General features: G+C 73.5%; 17 protein-coding genes and 3 pseudogenes. 16 read left to right on the forward strand and 4 right to left on the reverse strand.

Features of this window, described 5'->3' with window-relative positions:
- From ABZ858_RS35415 to ABZ858_RS35460, 10 genes and pseudogenes are all read left to right on the forward strand, one after another.
- Positions 1-231, forward strand: a pseudogene (locus ABZ858_RS35415) (CTP synthase); the annotation flags it as partial.
- 86 nt (positions 232-317) lie between these two features.
- Positions 318-944 carry an NUDIX hydrolase gene (locus ABZ858_RS35420; RefSeq protein WP_361388515.1) on the forward strand — a complete coding sequence of 209 codons (627 nt, stop codon included), beginning with the start codon at positions 318-320 and terminating at the stop codon, positions 942-944.
- Positions 945-1,104: 160 nt separating this feature from the next.
- On the forward strand, positions 1,105-3,213 hold the full coding sequence (locus tag ABZ858_RS35425; RefSeq protein ID WP_361388518.1) for a tetratricopeptide repeat protein: 2,109 nt from the start codon (positions 1,105-1,107) through the stop codon (positions 3,211-3,213).
- A gap of 134 nt (positions 3,214-3,347) precedes the next feature.
- Positions 3,348-4,472 carry an alanine dehydrogenase gene (ald, locus tag ABZ858_RS35430; RefSeq protein WP_361388521.1) on the forward strand — a complete coding sequence of 375 codons (1,125 nt, stop codon included), beginning with the start codon at positions 3,348-3,350 and terminating at the stop codon, positions 4,470-4,472.
- Positions 4,473-4,881: 409 nt separating this feature from the next.
- Positions 4,882-6,018, forward strand: coding sequence for a ParA family protein (locus ABZ858_RS35435; RefSeq protein WP_361388524.1), 1,137 nt, complete (start codon positions 4,882-4,884; stop codon positions 6,016-6,018).
- Positions 6,003-6,587: a hypothetical protein gene (locus ABZ858_RS35440; protein WP_361388527.1), complete on the forward strand. Its 585-nt coding sequence runs from the start codon at positions 6,003-6,005 to the stop codon at positions 6,585-6,587. Before ABZ858_RS35435 ends, ABZ858_RS35440 begins: the two co-directional genes overlap by 16 nt.
- A gap of 18 nt (positions 6,588-6,605) precedes the next feature.
- The gene (locus ABZ858_RS35445) at positions 6,606-7,703 is read left to right on the forward strand and encodes a segregation/condensation protein A (RefSeq protein ID WP_361388530.1); all 1,098 of its coding nucleotides are present in this window, start codon (positions 6,606-6,608) and stop codon (positions 7,701-7,703) included.
- Between the two features lie 5 nt (positions 7,704-7,708).
- On the forward strand, positions 7,709-8,383 hold the full coding sequence (gene scpB, locus ABZ858_RS35450) for an SMC-Scp complex subunit ScpB (RefSeq protein WP_361388664.1): 675 nt from the start codon (positions 7,709-7,711) through the stop codon (positions 8,381-8,383).
- The gene (locus ABZ858_RS35455) at positions 8,383-9,447 is read left to right on the forward strand and encodes a pseudouridine synthase (RefSeq protein WP_361388533.1); all 1,065 of its coding nucleotides are present in this window, start codon (positions 8,383-8,385) and stop codon (positions 9,445-9,447) included. The genes scpB and ABZ858_RS35455 overlap by 1 nt, the downstream gene beginning before the upstream one ends.
- A 115-nt stretch (positions 9,448-9,562) precedes the next feature.
- Positions 9,563-9,760: pseudogene (locus ABZ858_RS35460) on the forward strand (ADP-ribosylglycohydrolase family protein); the annotation flags it as partial.
- A 98-nt stretch (positions 9,761-9,858) separates the two neighbouring features.
- Here ABZ858_RS35460 and ABZ858_RS35465 read toward each other — a convergent pair.
- A complete protein-coding gene (locus ABZ858_RS35465) occupies positions 9,859-10,605 on the reverse strand; it encodes a nucleotidyltransferase domain-containing protein (RefSeq protein WP_361388536.1) in 747 nt (248 codons plus the stop codon).
- Between the two features lie 23 nt (positions 10,606-10,628).
- On the reverse strand, positions 10,629-11,102 hold the full coding sequence (locus ABZ858_RS35470) for a Rieske (2Fe-2S) protein (protein WP_361388539.1): 474 nt from the start codon (positions 11,100-11,102) through the stop codon (positions 10,629-10,631).
- A 219-nt stretch (positions 11,103-11,321) separates the two neighbouring features.
- Here ABZ858_RS35470 and aroH point away from each other — a divergent pair, with 219 nt between their 5' ends.
- From aroH to der, 5 genes are all read left to right on the forward strand, one after another.
- On the forward strand, positions 11,322-11,684 hold the full coding sequence (gene aroH, locus ABZ858_RS35475; RefSeq protein WP_361388542.1) for a chorismate mutase: 363 nt from the start codon (positions 11,322-11,324) through the stop codon (positions 11,682-11,684).
- On the forward strand, positions 11,681-12,766 hold the full coding sequence (locus ABZ858_RS35480; protein ID WP_361388545.1) for a prephenate dehydrogenase: 1,086 nt from the start codon (positions 11,681-11,683) through the stop codon (positions 12,764-12,766). The genes aroH and ABZ858_RS35480 overlap by 4 nt, the downstream gene beginning before the upstream one ends.
- A gap of 152 nt (positions 12,767-12,918) precedes the next feature.
- A complete protein-coding gene (gene cmk, locus ABZ858_RS35485) occupies positions 12,919-13,614 on the forward strand; it encodes a (d)CMP kinase (RefSeq protein ID WP_361388548.1) in 696 nt (231 codons plus the stop codon).
- Positions 13,572-14,294 carry a lysophospholipid acyltransferase family protein gene (locus ABZ858_RS35490; protein WP_361388551.1) on the forward strand — a complete coding sequence of 241 codons (723 nt, stop codon included), beginning with the start codon at positions 13,572-13,574 and terminating at the stop codon, positions 14,292-14,294. Before cmk ends, ABZ858_RS35490 begins: the two co-directional genes overlap by 43 nt.
- A 62-nt stretch (positions 14,295-14,356) precedes the next feature.
- The gene (der, locus tag ABZ858_RS35495) at positions 14,357-15,841 is read left to right on the forward strand and encodes a ribosome biogenesis GTPase Der (protein ID WP_361388554.1); all 1,485 of its coding nucleotides are present in this window, start codon (positions 14,357-14,359) and stop codon (positions 15,839-15,841) included.
- Positions 15,842-15,994: 153 nt separating this feature from the next.
- Here der and ABZ858_RS35500 read toward each other — a convergent pair whose 3' ends face one another.
- Entirely contained in the window at positions 15,995-16,375 is a 381-nt protein-coding gene (locus ABZ858_RS35500; protein WP_361388557.1) for a hypothetical protein, read from the reverse strand.
- A 37-nt stretch (positions 16,376-16,412) separates the two neighbouring features.
- Positions 16,413-17,234 carry a hypothetical protein gene (locus tag ABZ858_RS35505; protein ID WP_361388560.1) on the reverse strand — a complete coding sequence of 274 codons (822 nt, stop codon included), beginning with the start codon at positions 17,232-17,234 and terminating at the stop codon, positions 16,413-16,415.
- A gap of 250 nt (positions 17,235-17,484) precedes the next feature.
- On the opposite strand from ABZ858_RS35505, the pseudogene ABZ858_RS35510 reads away from it, so the two are divergent.
- A pseudogene (locus ABZ858_RS35510) lies at positions 17,485-18,456 on the forward strand (YafY family protein); the annotation flags it as partial.
- Between the last annotated feature and the right edge of the window lie 157 nt (positions 18,457-18,613).

Raw genomic sequence — 18,613 nt, forward strand, 5'->3', positions numbered from 1 at the left:
TACGAGGTGAACAACACCTACCGCGCCGAACTCGAGAAGAAGACCGGCATCCTCTTCTCCGGCACCTCCCCCGACGGCAAACTCGTCGAATACGTCGAATACCCCCGCGACATCCACCCCTACCTCGTCGCCACCCAGGCCCACCCCGAACTCCGCTCCCGCCCGACCCGCCCCCACCCCCTCTTCGCCGGACTGGTGAAGGCGGCGGTCGCGCGCAAGATCGGCAAGTAGCGACCGGTTGTACGGTTGCCGGGGTGTCCGCCGCGAAGGCGGGCACCCCGGTTGCACCGGGGTACGGCTCGTGCGGAAGGACAGGCATGACGATCAGGGACACTCCGGAGGAGTGGGAGGTCCGGGGGACGCGGACCCCGTTCACCGGCGCCAAGACCTCGATGCGGACCGACGACGTGGTCATGCCCGACGGGTCGGTGGCCGGCCGCGACTACCAGGTCCACCCCGGCTCCGTCGCGGTGCTCGCCCTCGACGACGAGGACCGGGTCGTGGTGCTGCGCCAGTACCGCCACCCGGTGCGGCAGCGGCTGTGGGAGATCCCGGCCGGCCTGCTCGACGTGCCCGGCGAGAACCCGCTGCACGCCGCCCGGCGCGAGCTGTACGAGGAGGCGTACGTCAAGGCCGAGGACTGGCGGGTGCTGACCGACGTGTACAGCACCCCCGGCGGCTGCGACGAGGCCGTGCGGATCTTCCTCGCCCGTGAGCTGTCCGAGGCCGAGGGCGAGCGCTTCGCCGCGGAGCACGAGGAGACGGACATGGAGCTGGACCGGGTCCCGGTCGCGGACCTGGTGCGCGGGGTGCTCGCGGGAGAGCTGCACAACAACTGCCTCGCGGTCGGCGTCCTCGCGCTCACCGCGGCACGCCAGGGGGAGGGCCTGGAGGCTTTGCGCCCGGCGGAGGCACCGTGGCCGGCGCGCCCCTTCGCCTCCTGAACCGGCCGCTCTCCTGATCGTGTGACCATCGCCTGATCCGATCGGGCGACCTGCCCGCCGTGCTCCTCCCGGAACGTCGCAGAGCGTGAACTAGGCTCTTCAAACGCCCGTACCGGAGTCCCCGGCGGGTATGCGCGTGCGGTGGACGGGAGCGTGGCCCGTGACGGATCAGGCGGTGGACGCAGGTGGCGGGAACCTGACGCGTGACGACCGGCCGGCCGCGGCCCCACGCCCTCTCTTCCTGGGCCGCACCCGCGAGTTGAAGGACCTGCGCGCCGACATCGCGCGCGCCGGACTCGACACCATCTCCGGGCGCAAGGCGCCCCGCGCGCGCGTCCTGCTCATCGCGGGCCGGCCCGGCTCCGGCCGCACCGCGCTCGCCGAGAAACTGGTACGGCAGGTCGCCTCCCGCTACCCCGACGGCGTCCTGCGCGCCCGGCTCGGCGAACCCGACGGCACACCCGTCCCGGTCGAGCGCGCCGCGGGCGACCTGCTCACCGCCCTCGGCCTGCCGGTCCCGCCCGGCGCCCGCGAGGACGAACTCGCCGAGCGGCTGCGCGAGGCCCTCGCCGTGCGCCGCGTCCTGCTGCTGCTCGACGACGCGGCCGGCGCCGAACAGGTCGACGCGCTGCTGCCGGACAACGCCGACTGCCTGCTCGTCGCCGTCTCCCGCGGCCCCCTCACCGGCATCGCCGACGTCCGCCCCTGCACCCTGGGCGGCCTGGACGCCAAGTCCGGGGTGGAACTGCTGGCCGACCGCATCGACCCGGTCCGCATCACCGTCGACCCACGCGCCGCCGAGTCCCTGGTCGAGGTCTGCCAGGGCCAGCCCGCCGCCCTCGCCCTGGCCGGCGGCTGGCTCGCCGCCCACCCCAAGGAAGCCGTCTCCGACCTGGCCAAACGGCTGCACGCCGACCCCGGCGACGGCGCCGCGCTCGACCGCGTCCTCGACTTCGTGCACGGCGGCCTGCCGGGTCCGGCCGCCCGGATGCTGCGGCTGCTCTCCCTCGCCCCGGCCGGCGACGCCGACCCGCACACCGCCTCCGCGCTGGCCGGCTGCTCCCTGGAGAGCGCTCGCGCCCTGCTGGACCGGCTCACCGCCCTCGGCCTGCTGCGGGCCGTCCCCGCGCCGCTGCCCCGCTACGAGGTCCCCGGCTGCCTGCACCCGCTGCTGGCGGCGCTCGCCGCGCGCGAGGACCGGCCCGCCGAGCTGCAACTGGCCCGGGCCCGGATGCTGGAGCGGACCGTACGGCTGCTCCAGTCCTGCCGGGCGGCCACCGAGACCGAGGGCCCCGAGGCCGCCGAGCGGCTCAGGCAGCTGCCGCCCGCGCTGCGCTTCGCCTCCCGGGAGGCGGCCGGGGAGTGGCTGCGCGCCCGCCGGCCCGCGCTGCTGGCCGCCGCCCGGCTCGCGGTCGCCGACGGGGAGCTGGACACCCTGGCCCGCCGGCTGATGGCCCAGCTGGTGCGGGCCATGGTCGCCCACCTCGGCACCGAGGCCGCGGCCGGCGACCTCTACGGCGTGCACCGCCTGGTCCTGGACGTGTCCAGGCGCCAGGACCTGCCCCGCGAGCAGGCCGCCGCCCTGCTGAACCTGGCCGATCTGGACGCCCGCACCGGCCGCACCGCCGAGGCGCTGGCCCGCTACCGGACCGCGCTGGACGTCGGACGGGCGGCGAACGACCCCTACGCGACCGGCCGCGCGATGGAATCCGTAGGCGGCGCCCACCAGGAACTGGGGGACCACGACCGGGCGGCCGACTGGTTCGGCCGGGCCCTGGCCGAGCGGCTGGCGCGCGGTGAACACGCCGACGCCGCCCGGCTGTACGGCCGGATCGCCACGGCGTACACCTACACCGGCCGCTACGGCGAGGCGCTGCGCAACTGGCGGGCCGCCGTCGCCGGTCACCGCAGGACGGGCGATGTCCCGGCCCACGCACGGGCGTTGAGCGAACTGGCCCGGGTACAGGAGTACGCGGGCCGCCCGGCGGAATGCCTGCGGACCTGCCAGGAAGCCGTCGAGTGGGCCCGCCGCGCCGAGGACGTACGGCTGCAGGCCGCGCTGCAACTGCGGCTGGCCGACACCCTGGAACGCCTCGGTGATCCGGCGGCGGCGCGGCTGCACCGCGGGGCCGCCGAGCGCCTGCTCACGGGCGAGATCCGGCCGGCCGGGGACCGGGCCGAGGACGGCCAGGGGGACAGTACGGCCGATACATCGCAGGCACAAGACTCTGGAGCCTGCGAAATCCGCAGCACATCTGCTGAAGATTGATGCAATGAAAGGCTAGACAGGGAGAACGCCTTCATTAGACTGGCTCTGCCGCTCGTTCCCCTGCGGTGTCTCCTGGTATGCCCCCGCATGCCGGGGTACGTCTTTATTGCCCCACATTCCCTGAGTCAAGGACCGTGATCGACGTGAAGGTCGGCATCCCCCGCGAGGTCAAGAACAACGAGTTCCGGGTGGCCATCACCCCGGCCGGCGTGCACGAGCTGGTGCGCCACGGCCACCAGGTCGTCGTCGAGCGGAACGCCGGCGTCGGCTCCTCGATCCCGGACGCGGAGTACGTCTCCGCCGGCGCCGAGATCCTGGAGACCGCCGACGAGGTCTGGGCCGCCGCCGACCTGCTGCTCAAGGTCAAGGAGCCCATCGCGGAGGAGTACCACCGCCTCCGCAAGGACCAGATCCTCTTCACCTACCTGCACCTGGCCGCTTCCCAGGAGTGCACGGACGCCCTCCTGGCCTCGGGCACCACGGCGATCGCCTACGAGACCGTCGAACTGCCGGGCCGCGCCCTGCCGCTGCTCGCCCCGATGTCCGAGGTCGCGGGCCGCCTCGCCCCGCAGGTCGGCGCCTACCACCTGATGGCCGCCGCCGGCGGCCGCGGTGTGCTGCCGGGCGGCGTCCCGGGTGTGCCGGCCGGCAAGGCCGTCATCATCGGCGGCGGCGTCTCCGGCTGGAACGCCGCGCAGATCGCCATCGGCCTGGGCTTCCACGTGACCCTGCTCGACAAGGACATCAACAAGCTCAAGGAAGCCGACAAGATCTTCGGCACGAAGATCCAGACCGTCGTCTCCAACACCTTCGAGCTGGAGAAGGCCTGCCTGGACGCCGACCTCGTGGTCGGCGCGGTGCTCATCCCGGGCGCCAAGGCCCCCAAGCTGGTCACCAACGAGCTGGTCTCCCGCATGAAGTCCGGCAGTGTCCTTGTCGACATCGCGATCGACCAGGGCGGCTGCTTCGAGGACTCGCACGCCACCACGCACGCCGAGCCGACCTTCAAGGTCCACGAGTCGGTGTTCTACTGCGTCGCCAACATGCCCGGCGCGGTGCCCAACACCTCGACCTACGCGCTCACCAACGCCACGCTGCCGTACATCGTCTCGCTGGCCAACAACGGCTGGGTCGAGGCGCTGCGCCGCGACGCCGCGCTGGCCAAGGGTCTCAACACCCATGACGGCAAGGTCGTTTACCGCGAGGTCGCCGAGGCCCACGGCCTGGACCACGTGGAGCTGGCCACCCTGCTCGGCTGAGTCCGGGATCGAGGAGTCGACCAAGTCACCCCGCAGGAAAAGGCGATACGTCAACACGTGCCGTCAACGCCACGCACCCGGCCGGACCTTGCCCCACAAGGTCCGGCCGGATGTGTGTATGGTCACTTCGCCGCACTCGGTCAACTCGCCTCGAACACAACCTTTCGACCGATTCGCGTACCGGTGAAACCTGCCGTGCGACGGCCGTACGCCCTTGACAGAGGGATGTTTCATTGCCGACACATCGGGCCGGGTCCGGCGGATTGTGTTGCTGCGGACGCCCGACACGCCATAGAGTCGCAAACCGTCGGCATGGTGCCACGCTGACCTGTCTAGAAGTTTCCTGGTCACCAAGGAGGTAAGACGACTTGTGAATGAGTCGACATTTTCTCCCGGGGGTGGTCCAGGAATGCCTGTGCAGGGCCAGAGCCCCACGGGGCCCGAGGCTGTCGGCTCCGTCGCTGTGCGCACCTTCGCAGCCCACCAGGGTCACCGGTTCTCAGGGGTGACCCAGCCAGGACACCAGAGCATGGATGGCCATCACGTGAACGCCATGGCCGGCGACGGAAGTGGCGCGCCCCACAACCACTTCGCCGACTACGACGAACTGCCCGAGGGGCACTTCTACGACCCCGACGCCGAGTACGAGCCCGATCCGGAGTACGCGGCCACGCTCGCGCCCGACGCTGCCCGCCAGCGCCGTGAGCGCGTCGGCCCGACCGGACGCCCGCTGCCGTACTTCCCGATCCCGGGCCCGCTGACCGACCACGGACCCGCGAAGATCATCGCGATGTGCAACCAGAAGGGCGGCGTCGGCAAGACCACGTCGACCATCAACCTGGGTGCCGCGCTCGCGGAGTACGGACGCCGGGTGCTGCTCGTGGACTTCGACCCGCAGGGCGCGCTGTCGGTGGGTCTCGGCGTCAACCCCATGGAGCTGGACCTCACGGTCTACAACCTGCTCATGGAGCGGGGCATGTCCGCGGACGAGGTCCTGCTGAAGACGGCGGTCCCCAACATGGACCTGCTGCCCAGCAACATCGACCTGTCGGCGGCGGAGGTCCAGCTGGTCTCCGAGGTCGCGCGCGAGTCCACGCTCCAGCGCGCGCTCAAGCCGCTGATGGACGACTACGACTACATCGTCATCGACTGCCAGCCCTCGCTCGGCCTGCTCACCGTCAACGCCCTCACGGCCGCGCACAAGGTGATCGTGCCGCTGGAGTGCGAGTTCTTCGCGCTGCGCGGTGTCGCGCTGCTGACCGAGACGATCGAGAAGGTCCAGGAGCGGCTCAACCCCGACCTGGAGCTGGACGGCATCCTCGCCACGATGTACGACTCGCGCACCGTGCACAGCCGTGAGGTGCTCGCGCGCGTCGTCGAGGCGTTCGACGACCACGTCTACCACACGGTCATCGGCCGCACGGTCCGCTTCCCGGAGACCACGGTGGCCGGTGAGCCGATCACCACGTACGCCTCCAACTCCGTGGGTGCCGCCGCCTATCGCCAGCTCGCCAGGGAGGTGCTCGCCCGGTGTCACGCCGAGTGAGTCTGCCGGGGGCCGACGAACTGTTCCGTACGACAGGGGGGACGGCGCTCCAGGCGTCCACTCCCCGGCGCCAGGCCGGCGGCGAGGCCCGGGTGCCCGCCCCCGCGGGGGAGAGCGACCCGGCGTCCGCGCCGGCGGAGGACGCCCCGCAGTCGGTGCCCGCGCGGGGCGGCGACGGCGAGGGCGCGGAGCACGCGGCGGCCGACGCCGAGCCGGCCGAGGCCGGGGAGTCCCGCAGCAGGGGCGCGAACGGGCCGGGCGCGGAGCGCGCCGGACGGCGCCAGGGCGCGCCGGACGGCGCCGGTGCGGCCGCCGACGCGCCGCGCAAGCGCGGGCGGGCGGCCGCCCGCCGGCCCAGCGGCCGCGAGCGGCACGACGAGAAGATCACCGTGTACGTCTCCGCCGAGGAGCTGATGGACCTGGAGCACGCCCGGCTGGTGCTCCGCGGCGAGCACGGCCTCGCCGTCGACCGGGGCCGGATCGTGCGGGAGGCGGTCGCCGTCGTCCTCGCCGATCTGGAGTCCCGCGGGGACGCGAGCATCCTCGTCCGCCGGCTGCGCGGGCGGTAGCGGTAGCCTGCGGAGGCCATGACCTCGAACGACGTCCCTCCCGCCGCCCCGGGCCCCGCCGCCCGCAGACGCGTGCTGGGCAGGGGCCCGGGCACCACCGCCCCCCACTCGGAACAGACCGGTCCCACCGCCCCGGCGGCCCGGGCACCCGAGTCCCCTCCGGCCGAGCCGGTCGCCGCCGAGCCGTCTGCCGCCGAGCCGGTCGCCGCCGAGCCCGGGACTCCGGACACCGCGCCCCCGCCGCTGTCCGCCCCCGGTCTCGCGCCGGCTCCCGCCCCCGATCCCGACAGCGCCCCGGAGGCCGGCGACGGTGTCTTCAAGGTGCGGCTCTCGAACTTCGAGGGGCCCTTCGACCTGCTCCTCCAGCTGATCTCCAAGCACAAGCTGGACGTCACCGAGGTCGCCCTGTCCAAGGTCACCGACGAGTTCATGGCGCACATCCGGGCGATGGGGCCGGACTGGGACCTGGACCAGACGACCGAGTTCCTGGTGGTGGCGGCCACCCTGCTGGACCTGAAGGCGGCCCGGCTGCTGCCCGCCGCCGAGGTGGAGGACGAGGGGGACCTCGCCCTGCTGGAAGCCCGCGACCTGCTGTTCGCGCGGCTGCTCCAGTACCGCGCCTACAAGCAGATCGCCGACATCTTCAACCGGCGCCTGGACGAGGAGGGCCGCCGCTACCCCCGTACCGTCGGCCTCGAACCGCACCACGCCGACCTGCTGCCCGAGGTCGTCATCAGCATCGGCCCCGAGGGCTTCGCCCGGCTGGCCGTCAAGGCGATGCAGCCCAGGCCCGAGCCGCGGGTGTACGTCGACCACATCCACGCGCCGCTGGTCAGCGTGCAGGAGCAGGCCGCGATCGTGGTCGCGCGGCTGCGCGAGGCGGGCGAGGCGGGCTTCCAGGACCTCGTCGCGGACACCGACGACACCCTCACGGTCGTGGCCCGCTTCCTGGCCCTCCTGGAGCTGTACCGGGAGAAGGCCGTCGCACTCGACCAGGAGACCGCCCTCGGCGACCTGATCGTGCGCTGGACCGGCGGGGACGTGGACGCGCACACGATGGTGACCGACGAGTTCGACCGGCCGCCCGAGGCGCCGAAGGAGGAGGAGAAGCCATGAGCGCCATGAGCGAGGAGAGCCCGCGGCCCCCGGCGGACCCGGGTGACGTCGCCGGCCTCGACCTCAAGCCCGCCCTGGAGGCCGTCCTCATGGTCGTGGACGAACCCGCGACCGAGGAGCAGCTCGCGAAGACGCTGGAGCGGCCCCCGCGGCAGATCGCGGACGCGTTGCGCGAGCTGGCCGACGAGTACACCGCGCAGCGGCGCGGCTTCGAGCTGCGGCTGGTCGCCGGCGGCTGGCGCTTCTACACCCGCCCCGAGTACGCCGCCGCCGTCGAGGGCTTCGTCCTGGACGGCCAGCAGGCCCGGCTCACCCAGGCCGCGCTGGAGACCCTGGCGGTGGTCGCCTACCGCCAGCCGGTCAGCCGCAGCCGGGTCTCCGCCGTGCGCGGGGTCAACTGCGACGGCGTGATGCGCACCCTGCTCCAGCGCGGACTGGTCGAGGAGGCGGGCACGGAACCCGAAACAGGTGCGATCCTGTACAGGACGACGAACTACTTCCTGGAGCGGATGGGCCTGCGCGGTCTGGACGAGCTCCCGGAGCTCGCGCCCTTCCTCCCGGAGGCGGAGGCGATCGAGGCCGAGACCCAGGAGGCCGTACCGTCGTTCGACCCGGACGCCCCGGACCCGGACGAGGGCTTCGGGACACACATGACTGACACGACGACGACGGAACTTTGATGCGAAGCAGCGGCAGCGGCAAGAGCGGCGGGCGCGGTAACCACCGCGGCGCCGGCAACGACAGGGACCAGAAGCAGGGGCAGGACCGCCCCCGCAAGCCCCGCCCCGAGGAGCGCCGCTACGACGTGGGCCCCGGCGCCACGAAGGACGGCCCCAAGGCGGGGCGCGGCGGCGCGGCCCGCGGCGGCGCCAAGGGCGGCCCCAGGAGGCCCGACGCCCAGGGCGGGCGTACGGCTCCGGCGCGCTCGCGCGAGTACGAGACGCGCGCGGAGGAGCGCAACCGCGAGCGGTACGCGGGCAAGAAGGACATCAAGCTGCCCAAGACCTTCCCGGGCGCCGAGCAGGAGGGCGAGCGGCTGCAGAAGGTGCTCGCCCGCGCCGGGTACGGTTCGCGGCGCGCCTGCGAGGAGCTGATCGAGCAGGCGCGGGTCGAGGTGAACGGCGAGATCGTCCTGGAGCAGGGCCGCCGGGTCGACCCGGAGAACGACGAGGTCAAGGTCGACGGCCTGACCGTGGCCACGCAGTCGTACCAGTTCTTCTCGCTGAACAAGCCCGCCGGGGTCGTCTCCACCATGGAGGACCCGGAGGGCCGCCAGTGCCTCGGTGACTACGTCACCAACCGCGAGACGCGCCTGTTCCACGTCGGCCGGCTCGACACCGAGACCGAGGGCGTCATCCTGCTCACCAACCACGGCGAGCTGGCGCACCGCCTCACCCACCCCAAGTACGGCGTGCGCAAGACCTACCTCGCGCACATCGTCGGCCCGATCCCGCGCGACCTGGGCAAGCGCCTCAAGGACGGCATCCAGCTGGAGGACGGCTACGCGCGCGCGGACCACTTCCGGGTCGTCGAGCAGACCGGCAAGAACTACCTGGTCGAGGTCACCCTGCACGAGGGCCGCAAGCACATCGTGCGCCGCATGCTGGCCGAGGCCGGCTTCCCGGTCGACAAGCTGGTGCGCACCGCCTTCGGCCCCATCACCCTGGGCGACCAGAAGTCCGGCTGGCTGCGCCGCCTGTCCAACACCGAGGTCGGCATGCTGATGCAGGAGGTCGACCTGTAGGCGTCCACCCCGGCCCCGGGGCTTCGGCGAGCGGGCGGTGGCGCTGTACGGTGCGGACAACGCCACCGCCGAGGCGTGTCCGCCGCCGTTCAGGCCCGCCTCCGAAGACGTCCGCATGCCCACCACGACCGCCGGCCGGCGTGCCGCGACGGGAGCGCTGCTGGGGCTGGCCCTGGGCGACGCGCTGGGGTTCCCGACCGAGTTCAACGACGTGCCCTCGGTTCTCGCCCAGTGCGGGCCGTGGCGGCGGCTGGAGCTGCCGCGCCCGGCGATCGTCACCGACGACACCCAGATGACGCCGGCGCCTGGCCGTCCGACTGGACCGCCCGCATCGAGTACCGGGCCGAACTGCCGGCGCTCGGCGCCCTCTGGGACGCCTGAGCGGCGCGCGGCCGGGCGGGGCGGGGGCTGTCAGGGGCGTTCGGTGCGCGGGGCGTGTACGGCGGCGTCCTGCGCGTGTCCGCCGTCCGGGGCGGCCGTGAGGGCCGAGTCGCGGCGTACGCGGTGCAGGAAGTCCGCCACGCGGCGCTGGTCGGGTTCGGCGGGCAGGGGGCTGCGGGGGAGGGCGTGTTCGGCCTCGGTGGCCAGGCGGGTCATGCGGGACTCGACCTCGGACCAGGGGACCTCGCCGCGCTTGACCGCCAGCAGGTGGTCGCGCTCGGCGCCGACGTCCAGGGTGAGTTCGCCGGTGCGCAGCAGGTCGCGGGCGGTGAGGAGCAGGCGCAGCAGGTGCACGGCGTGCTTCCAGCGCGGGGCGCCGTGCGTGCGCAGCGCGGCGGCGAGCCTGCGGTGCTGGGCGACGGCGTACCCGGTGAAGGTGGTGTGCACCCGGCGGGACAGGAACGCCCCGCGCAGCGCGAGCAGTTCGCGGCCCCGGTCGTCGGCGTGCTCCACCAGCGGGGAGTGCAGGCACTCCAGGACGTTCGGATCGGCGCGCAGCGCCAGCTCGCAGAAGCGTTCCAGCTCCCAGCTGAACTGCTCGGGCAGCGGGCCGTCCACATGCGTCGGCGGCTTCTGGAAGCGCCAGAAGAGCGGGGTGGGGGCGACGAAGACGCCACGGCGGTCCGTGTCGCTGTCCTCCGTCGCCAGCCCGAAGGCCCGCGAGCCCATGACACAGGAGTAGATGGTGTGGTCGCGTACCAGATCCTCGGGCTGCATGCCCGGGAGCGTACGCGGCCCCTTCAGGTCAGGCGGATGGAATTTCCCCGCACCTCGATCTTCCTGGCGGCCAGCGGGCTGGTCGCCGGGCCGTGCGTGACCGAGCCGTCGGCGATGTGGAACATGCTGCCGTGGCAGGGGCAGTCGATGGTGCCGTCGGCGACCTCGGCCACCGTGCAGCCCTGGTGGGTGCAGACCGCCGAGAACGCCTTGAACTGGCCCTGGGACGGCTGGGTGACGACCACCCGCTGCTCCTTGAAGACCTTGCCCCCGCCGATCGGGATGTCGCTCGTGCGGGCCAGTTCGCCCCCGGCCGCCGAGCTGTGCGGGGGCGAGGTCGCGGCCGCCGGGGCCGAGGACGTCGCGGCCGTGGTGGCCGGCGCGGCCGGGGCCGACGAGGACGTGCTGGTACTGCCCGAGTTCGAGTCGCTGCAACCGGCGGCGAGCGCAACCGCGCCCGTCGCGAGAACCGTGCGCCGGGTCGAGCCCTGTGTCATGCCGTCACTCCGAGAGGTGCCGAAGGGAAGTCGCTCCGAGTGGAGCGGCGGCAATCTTCGCACCGAAATACCCCAAGACGAAGTAAATCGGAAGGTAACTCCCCAAAAGCCACTCCCGTCGGGTGTCTCAGCGGGCGGGCGCGGTGCGTGCCCGGCCGCCCGGCTGACTAGGCTGGACGGCCGAGGACAGACACACGCACATCAGCGAGGAGCAGCGCCGTGGCGGTACGAGCGGTCCGGGGGGCCGTCCAGCTGGAGCGGGACGAAGCCGGCCACATGAGCGAGCAGGTCGAGGCCCTGCTCACCGCCGTCCTGGAGCGGAACGGACTGAGCGCCGACGACCTGATCAGCATCTGGTTCACGGCCACGCCCGACCTGCACAGCGACTTCCCGGCGGTCGCCGCCCGCCGGCTCGGCATCGTCGACGTACCGCTGATCTGCGCGCAGGAACTGGACATCGAGGGCGCGATGCCCCGCGTCGTACGGCTCCTCGCGCACATCGAGACCGACCGGCCGCGCACCGGGATCGCCCATGTGTACCTCGGCGCGGCGGCCGCCCTGCGCAAGGACATCGCCCAGTGAGGACCGCGCTCGTCATCGGCACCGGCCTGATCGGCACCTCCGCCGCCCTGGCCCTCGCGCAGCGCGGCGTGACCGTGCACCTGGCCGACCGCGACCCAGAGCAAGCCCGTACGGCCGTCGCGCTCGGCGCCGGCACCGACGCGGCCCCGGACGGCCCCGTCGACCTGGCGATCGTGGCCGCCCCGCCGGCCCATGTGGCCGCCGTGCTCGCCGACGCCATGCGCCGGGACGCGGCCCGCGGCTACCTGGACGTGGCCAGCGTCAAGGGCGGCCCGCGCCGCGAGCTGGAGGCGCTGGGCCTGGACCTGACCGGCTACCTCGGCACCCACCCCATGTCGGGCCGCGAGAAGTCCGGCCCGCTGGCCGCCACCGCCGACCTCTTCGAGGGCCGCCCCTGGGTGCTCACCCCCACCCGCGACACCGACACCGAGGTCCTCAACCTCGCCCTGGAGCTGGTCTCGCACTGCCGCGCGGTACCGGTCGTCATGGACGCCGACGCCCACGACCGCGCCGTGGCCCTGGTCTCCCACATGCCCCAGCTCGTCTCCAGCACGGTCGCCGCGCGCCTGGAGCACGCCGAGGAGGCCGCCGTACGGCTGTGCGGGCAGGGCATCCGGGACGTGACCCGGATCGCGGCCTCCGACCCGCGGATGTGGATCGACATCCTGTCGGCCAACCCGGGCCCGGTCGCCGACCTGCTCTCCGACGTCGCCGCCGACCTGGCCGAGGCGGTGCGGGCGCTGCGCGCGCTGCAGTCCGCCGACCAGGACGAGCGCCGCGCGGGCGGCGCCGGCATCGAGGACGTGCTGCGGCGGGGCAACGCGGGCCGGGTCCGGGTCCCCGGCAAGCACGGCTCCGCGCCGCGCGCCTACGAGGTCGTCGCCGTGCTCATCGACGACCAGCCCGGGCAGCTGGCCCGCATCTTCGCGGACGCGGGAGCCGCCGGGGTCAACATCGAGGACGTACGGATCGAGCACGCCACCGGGCAGCAGGCCGGCCTGGTGCAGCTGATGGTCGAACCGCGGGCGGTCCCGGTCCTGACGGCGGCCCTGCGGGACCGGGGCTGGGCCCTGCGCCAGTAGCCGACGCGCGGCGGGGCCCCTCCCGGCCCCCCGGGAGGGGCCCCGCGCACGCCACCCGTATGGCGGGGTCCGGGAAGCCAGTAACCTTGTGCGGGGGCGTCCTCGCGTCCCGCACACCCATCCACCACCCTTCACCAGGAAGGTGCCCCGCTGTGGAAGACGGCGCCGCCCGGACCGCCCAGCCCGTGATTGTCGCCATCGACGGCCCCTCCGGCACGGGCAAGTCGAGCACGTCCAAGGCCGTGGCCGCGCAACTCGGCCTCAGCTACCTGGACACCGGCGCCCAGTACCGGGCGATCACCTGGTGGATGGTGACCAACGGCATCGACATCGACGACCCCACCGCGATCGCCGCCGTGGCCGCCAAGCCCGAGATCGTCTCCGGCACCGACCCGGCCCAGCCGACGATCACCGTCGACGGCGTGGACGTGGCCGGCCCGGTCCGCACCCAGGAGGTCACCTCCCGGGTCAGCGCGGTCAGCGCGGTGCCCGAGGTGCGCACCGTCATCACCGAGCTGCAGCGCTCGCTGGCCGCCGCCGCGCGGGACGGCATCGTCGTCGAGGGCCGCGACATCGGCACCACCGTGCTGCCCGACGCCGACCTCAAGATCTTCCTCACCGCCTCCCCGGAGGCCCGCGCGGCCCGCCGCAGCGGCGAGCTGAAGGGCGCCGACGTCAAGGCCACCCGGGAGGCCCTGATCAAGCGGGACGCGGCCGACTCCAGCCGGACCACCTCCCCGCTGGCCAAGGCCGGCGACGCGGTCGAGGTGGACACCACCGAGCTCACCCTCGCCCAGGTCATCGAGTGCGTCGTCACCCTGGTCGAGGAGAAGCGGGCCGCGAAGTGACTCCCGCGTCCGAGCGCACGGCGGGCCTCCCGTCGGAACGCGGCGCCGACGTCGGCCGGAGGATCGGCGTCGGGCTGATGTACGGGCTGTGGCGCCCGCGGGTGCTCGGCGGCTGGAAGGTGCCCGCCACCGGACCGGTGATCTTCGCCGTCAACCACTCGCACAACGTCGACGGCCCGATGGTCATGGGCGTGGCGCCCCGGCCGGTGCACTTCCTGATCAAGAAGGAGGCGTTCGTCGGCCCGCTCGGCTCCTTCCTGACCGGCATCGGCCAGGTCCAGGTGGACCGGCACAGCACCGACCGCACGGCGATCACCCGGGCGCTCGGCGTCCTCGGCCAGGGCGGCGTCCTCGGCATCTTCCCCGAGGGCACCCGCGGCGAGGGCGACTTCGCCTCGCTGCGCGCCGGACTCGCCTACTTCGCCGTGCGCAGCGGCGCGCCCATCGTCCCGGTGGCCGTGCTGGGAAGTTCCGAACGGCCCGGACGGCTGATCAAGGGGCTGCCCCCGCTGCGCTCCCGCGTCGACGTCGTCTTCGGCGACCCGTTCCAGGCGGGCGACGGCAGCGGCCGGCGGACCCGGCGGGTGCTGGACACCGCCACCGAGCACATCCAGAAGCAGCTCGCCGACCACCTGGAAAACGCCAGGCGCGCCACCGGCCGCCGGGTGACACTCAAGTAGTGGACCGCGGCCTCCCGCCGCGCGCCACCGACCACCACACTGAACTACGAGGTACGGACTTCATGAACGACGACATCCAGCCCGACGGCTCGGCCGCGCACGAGTACGAGCACGGGGCGCTCGGCGACGCCGAGTACGCGGAGTTCATGGAGCTCGCCGCGGAAGAGGGCTTCGACATCGAGGACGTCGAAGGCGCCATCGAGGCCGCCGGACACGGCCCGCTGCCCGTTCTCGCCGTCGTCGGCCGCCCCAATGTCGGCAAGTCGACCCTGGTGAACCGCATCATCGGCCGCCGCGAGGCGGTCGTCGAGGACAAGCCCGGCGTCACCCGCGACCGGGTCACCTACGAGGCCGAGTGGGCCGGGCGCCGCTTCAAGGTCGTCGACACCGGCGGCTGGGAGCAGGACGTCCTCGGCATCGACGCCTCCGTGGCCGCGCAGGCCGAGTACGCCATCGAGGCCGCCGACGCGGTCGTCTTCGTCGTCGACGCCAAGGTGGGCGCCACCGACACCGACGAGGCCGTGGTGCGGCTGCTGCGCAAGGCCGGCAAGCCCGTGGTGCTGTGCGCCAACAAGGTCGACGGCCCCAGCGGCGAGGCCGACGCCTCCTACCTGTGGTCCCTCGGCCTCGGCGAGCCGCACCCCGTCTCGGCGCTGCACGGCCGCGGCACCGGCGACATGCTGGACCGCGTCCTGGAGGTGCTGCCCGAGGCGCCCCGGGAGACCTTCGGCGCCGGCGGCGTCGGCGGCCCGCGCCGCATCGCCCTGATCGGCCGCCCCAACGTCGGCAAGTCCTCGCTGCTGAACAAGGTGGCCGGCGAGGAGCGGGTCGTCGTCAACGAGCTGGCGGGCACCACCCGCGACCCGGTCGACGAGCTGATCGAACTGGGCGGCGTCACCTGGAAGTTCGTCGACACCGCCGGTATCCGCAAGCGGGTCCACCTCCAGCAGGGCGCGGACTACTACGCCTCGCTGCGCACCGCGGCCGCCGTGGAGAAGGCCGAGGTCGCCGTCATCCTGATCGACGGCTCCGAGTCCATCTCCGTGCAGGACCAGCGGATCGTCACCATGGCCGTCGAGGCGGGCCGCGCGATCGTCCTGGCCTACAACAAGTGGGACACCCTCGACGAGGAGCGCCGCTACTACCTGGAGCGGGAGATCGAGACCGAGCTGGGCCAGGTCGCCTGGGCCCCTCGGGTGAACGTCTCGGCGCGCACCGGGCGGCACATGGAGAAGCTCGTCCCGGCCATCGAGACGGCCCTTGCGGGCTGGGAGACCCGGGTGCCGACCGGCAGGCTGAACGCCTTCCTGGGCGAGCTGGTCTCCGCCCACCCGCACCCGATCCGGGGCGGCAAGCAGCCGCGCATCCTGTTCGGCACCCAGGCCGGCACCAAGCCGCCGCGGTTCGTGCTGTTCGCCTCGGGCTTCATCGAGGCGGGCTACCGCCGCTTCATCGAGCGCCGGCTGCGCGAGGAGTTCAGCTTCGAGGGTACGCCGATCCATATCTCGGTGCGGGTGCGCGAGAAGCGCGGCGCGAAGAAGAAGTGACGCGGCCGCGCGGACGGCGCGGACGGAGGTGAGAAGGGCGGCCCCCCGGTGCGGGGAGCCGCCCTTTCCCTGTCCGTACGCCGACCTGTATGCCGGCCGTACGCCGATCCGTGTGCCCTCCGTACCCCGGGGGTCGCCCGTACGCCGGGGCCGTCAGGTGGCGCGGCGCGGGCCGGGCGGCAGTGCCGCCGGGACGTGGTGCATCCCGGTGCCGGTCTCCTGCCGCCCCACGGTCCCGACGCGCTGCCACAGCGACTGCTGCTGACCGGTGCCGTGCCGGGTGCTGTACGCCCCCGCGCTGTAGGCGATGTACGCGTTCGGGCCCGCGCCGTGCGGGAGGTTCCCGAACGCGACGAAACCCAGGTCCTCCTCGCCGCTGCGGTCGCCCGGCAGCGTCCGGTAGGACTTGACGTACTCGGCGTAGAGCGCGTCGTAGATCGGCGTGGCCGACGCGCCGCCGTGCGGATCGTCGGCCGGCCGCGCGGACCGGATCGGCTGGTAGGACTGGCGGCGGGGAAGGTCATATGCGTGCACGTATGTCCAAACGACCCCGAACCGGAAGAGATGCGGCTCAGGTCCCGGCCAGCGGCAGCGTGGCCGCGACCAGCCTGCCCCGCGCCGCCGCCTTGTCCAGCGCACCGCGCAGCAGGTCCTCGCGCGGCTGCCGCCCGATGGACCCGACCGGGGCGGCGAACAGCAGCACCTGCTGGTGCTTGTTGGCGGCCGCCCGCCAGCCGTCGCTGACCTGGAGCGGCTGGTGCGCCTGCCACCAGGCCGCCGTACCGCCGCCGCCGTTCGCGGCGGGCTGGAGTACGGCGTGCAGCTGGCCCATGGCCAGCAGCACCGACCAGCCGTGCAGCACCGGCGGCACCGAGCCGAGGTCCGCCACGGGCTGGTAGCCCTGCTCGGTGAGCAGCGTCAGGAAGTCGTCGCCGGGGCCGGTCGTGCCCGGCCGCACGATGGGCGCGGTCGGCTCGACCACCAGCGCGGGGTGCAGTTCCCCGGCGACCAGGACCAGGCCGCTGGTCACCCCCAGCACGGCCTGCTCGGGGACGGCCCTCTCCGGCGCGGGCTGCTGCGGCAGGCCCTGGGCGGGCACCCCGGCGGCGGCGCCCGCGTCCGCGTTGATGGACCGGACCGCGCCCCGCAGCTGATCCTCGGTGACCTGGACGACCTGCGAGGGCAGGCAGGTGGAGTGGGCGAAGGCGAGGACGGCGGTCTCGTCCCCGACGAACAGAACGGTGCTGGTGCGCTCCTGCGCGGAGTCGCCGGGGGTGCGGCAGGACGTGCAGTCGTAACTGCCCGGGGCGTTCTCTCCGGCGAGCAGCCGGTCGGCTTCTTCGTCGCCGATCTCGGCGCGTACGGCGTCGCTGACGTCGAGCATGCGCGGCACGGGTGGCTCCTCGGGATGCGGTGCGGCGGCGACCGGGTGGCTCCCGGCCCATGAACCGGGAGGGCCCCCGGCTCATGCAGAAGACAACGGGCGATCCGCGGCGGGGGTCACGCCCCGCGGCGAACCGAATGCACCTCCCCGACCGATGGTGACCATAAAGTGTTCGACTTGTTACTTTGCGTCAACTGTCAGAAGAGTGACCGGCCTTCGAGGACCGTGGCTGTCCGCGAGGGCTGGAAGACTCGCCCCCATGGTGGAGACCTCTGCTCGACTGCTGCGGCTGCTCTCGTTGCTCCAGGCCCACCGGGACTGGTCCGGTGCCGAGCTGGCCGACCGGCTCGGGGTGACCGCGCGTACGGTGCGCCGGGACGTGGACCGGCTGCGGGAACTGGGCTACCCGGTGCACGCGAGTCCCGGCACCGGGGGCGGCTACCAGCTGGGCGCGGGCGCCGAGCTGCCCCCGCTGCTCCTGGACGACGACGAGGCGGTCGCCGTCGCCGTGGGGCTGCGCACCGCCGCCGGGCAGGGCATCGAGGGCATCGAGGGCATCGGCGAGACCTCCGTGCGGGCGCTGGCCAAACTGGAGCAGGTGCTGCCGGGCCGGCTGCGCCGCCGGGTCGGCGCCCTCACCGCCTTCACCGTGCCGATGCTGCGCGGCCCGGGCACCGGGATCGTGGACCCGGCCGTGCTGACCGAACTGGCCCAGCTGTGCCGGGACGCCGAGCGGCTGCGGTTCGCGTACCGCGGCCACGACGGCGACCCGACCCGCCGGACCGTCGAACCGCACCGCCTGGTGTGCACCGAGCGCCGCTGGTATCTGGTCGCCTGGGACCTGGACCGCGAGGACTGGCGCACGTTCCGCGTCGACCGGATCACCCCGAGGCCGCCGCACGGCCCGCGCTTCACCCCGCGCACCCCGCCCGCCGGCGACCTCGCCGCCTATGTCTCCGAGGGCGTCTCCCGGCGCGTGTACGCCACCCAGGCCGTGGTCCGGCTGCTGGTGCCGCGGACGGAGGCGGCCGAGCGGGTCTTGCCCTCGGCCGGGACGCTGGAGCCGGACGACGGACCGGACTCCTGCATCCTGCGCACCGGCGCCCCGAGCCTGGAGGTGATGGCCGTGCACGTGCTGATGACGGGCCTGCCGTTCGAGGTGCTGGAGCCCGCCGGGCTGACCGAGGTGCTGCGGGCCGTCCGTGACCGGCTCGACGCGGCGCTGTCCCGCGGCGGCCCGGAGGGCACCGCCGCGGACGGCACCGGCACCCACCGCGCCGGCCCGCACGGCACCGGCACGGGCGGCGCCGTTACCGGTGGCGCTGTCCCCGGACGGTGAAATTGCTGTGCGCGCCGGGTTCCGCGCGCGGTGCGCGCACGGGTGTGGA

This window comes from Streptomyces sp. NPDC047017 (genome assembly GCF_040644175.1).
GTDB lineage: Bacteria > Actinomycetota > Actinomycetes > Streptomycetales > Streptomycetaceae > Streptomyces.

What these genes read in the sequence shown, in the direction of transcription:
- ABZ858_RS35420 (WP_361388515.1), top strand. Translation starts at nt 318, where the DNA reads ATGACGATCAGGGACACTCCGGAGGAGTGGGAGGTCCGGGGGACGCGG.
- ABZ858_RS35435 (WP_361388524.1), top strand. Translation starts at nt 4,882, where the DNA reads ATGCCTGTGCAGGGCCAGAGCCCCACGGGGCCCGAGGCTGTCGGCTCC.
- ABZ858_RS35445 (WP_361388530.1), top strand. Translation starts at nt 6,606, where the DNA reads ATGACCTCGAACGACGTCCCTCCCGCCGCCCCGGGCCCCGCCGCCCGC.
- scpB (WP_361388664.1), top strand. Translation starts at nt 7,709, where the DNA reads ATGAGCGAGGAGAGCCCGCGGCCCCCGGCGGACCCGGGTGACGTCGCC.
- ABZ858_RS35455 (WP_361388533.1), top strand. Translation starts at nt 8,383, where the DNA reads ATGCGAAGCAGCGGCAGCGGCAAGAGCGGCGGGCGCGGTAACCACCGC.
- ABZ858_RS35465 (WP_361388536.1), bottom strand. Translation starts at nt 10,605, where the DNA reads ATGCAGCCCGAGGATCTGGTACGCGACCACACCATCTACTCCTGTGTC.
- ABZ858_RS35470 (WP_361388539.1), bottom strand. Translation starts at nt 11,102, where the DNA reads ATGACACAGGGCTCGACCCGGCGCACGGTTCTCGCGACGGGCGCGGTT.
- der (WP_361388554.1), top strand. Translation starts at nt 14,357, where the DNA reads ATGAACGACGACATCCAGCCCGACGGCTCGGCCGCGCACGAGTACGAG.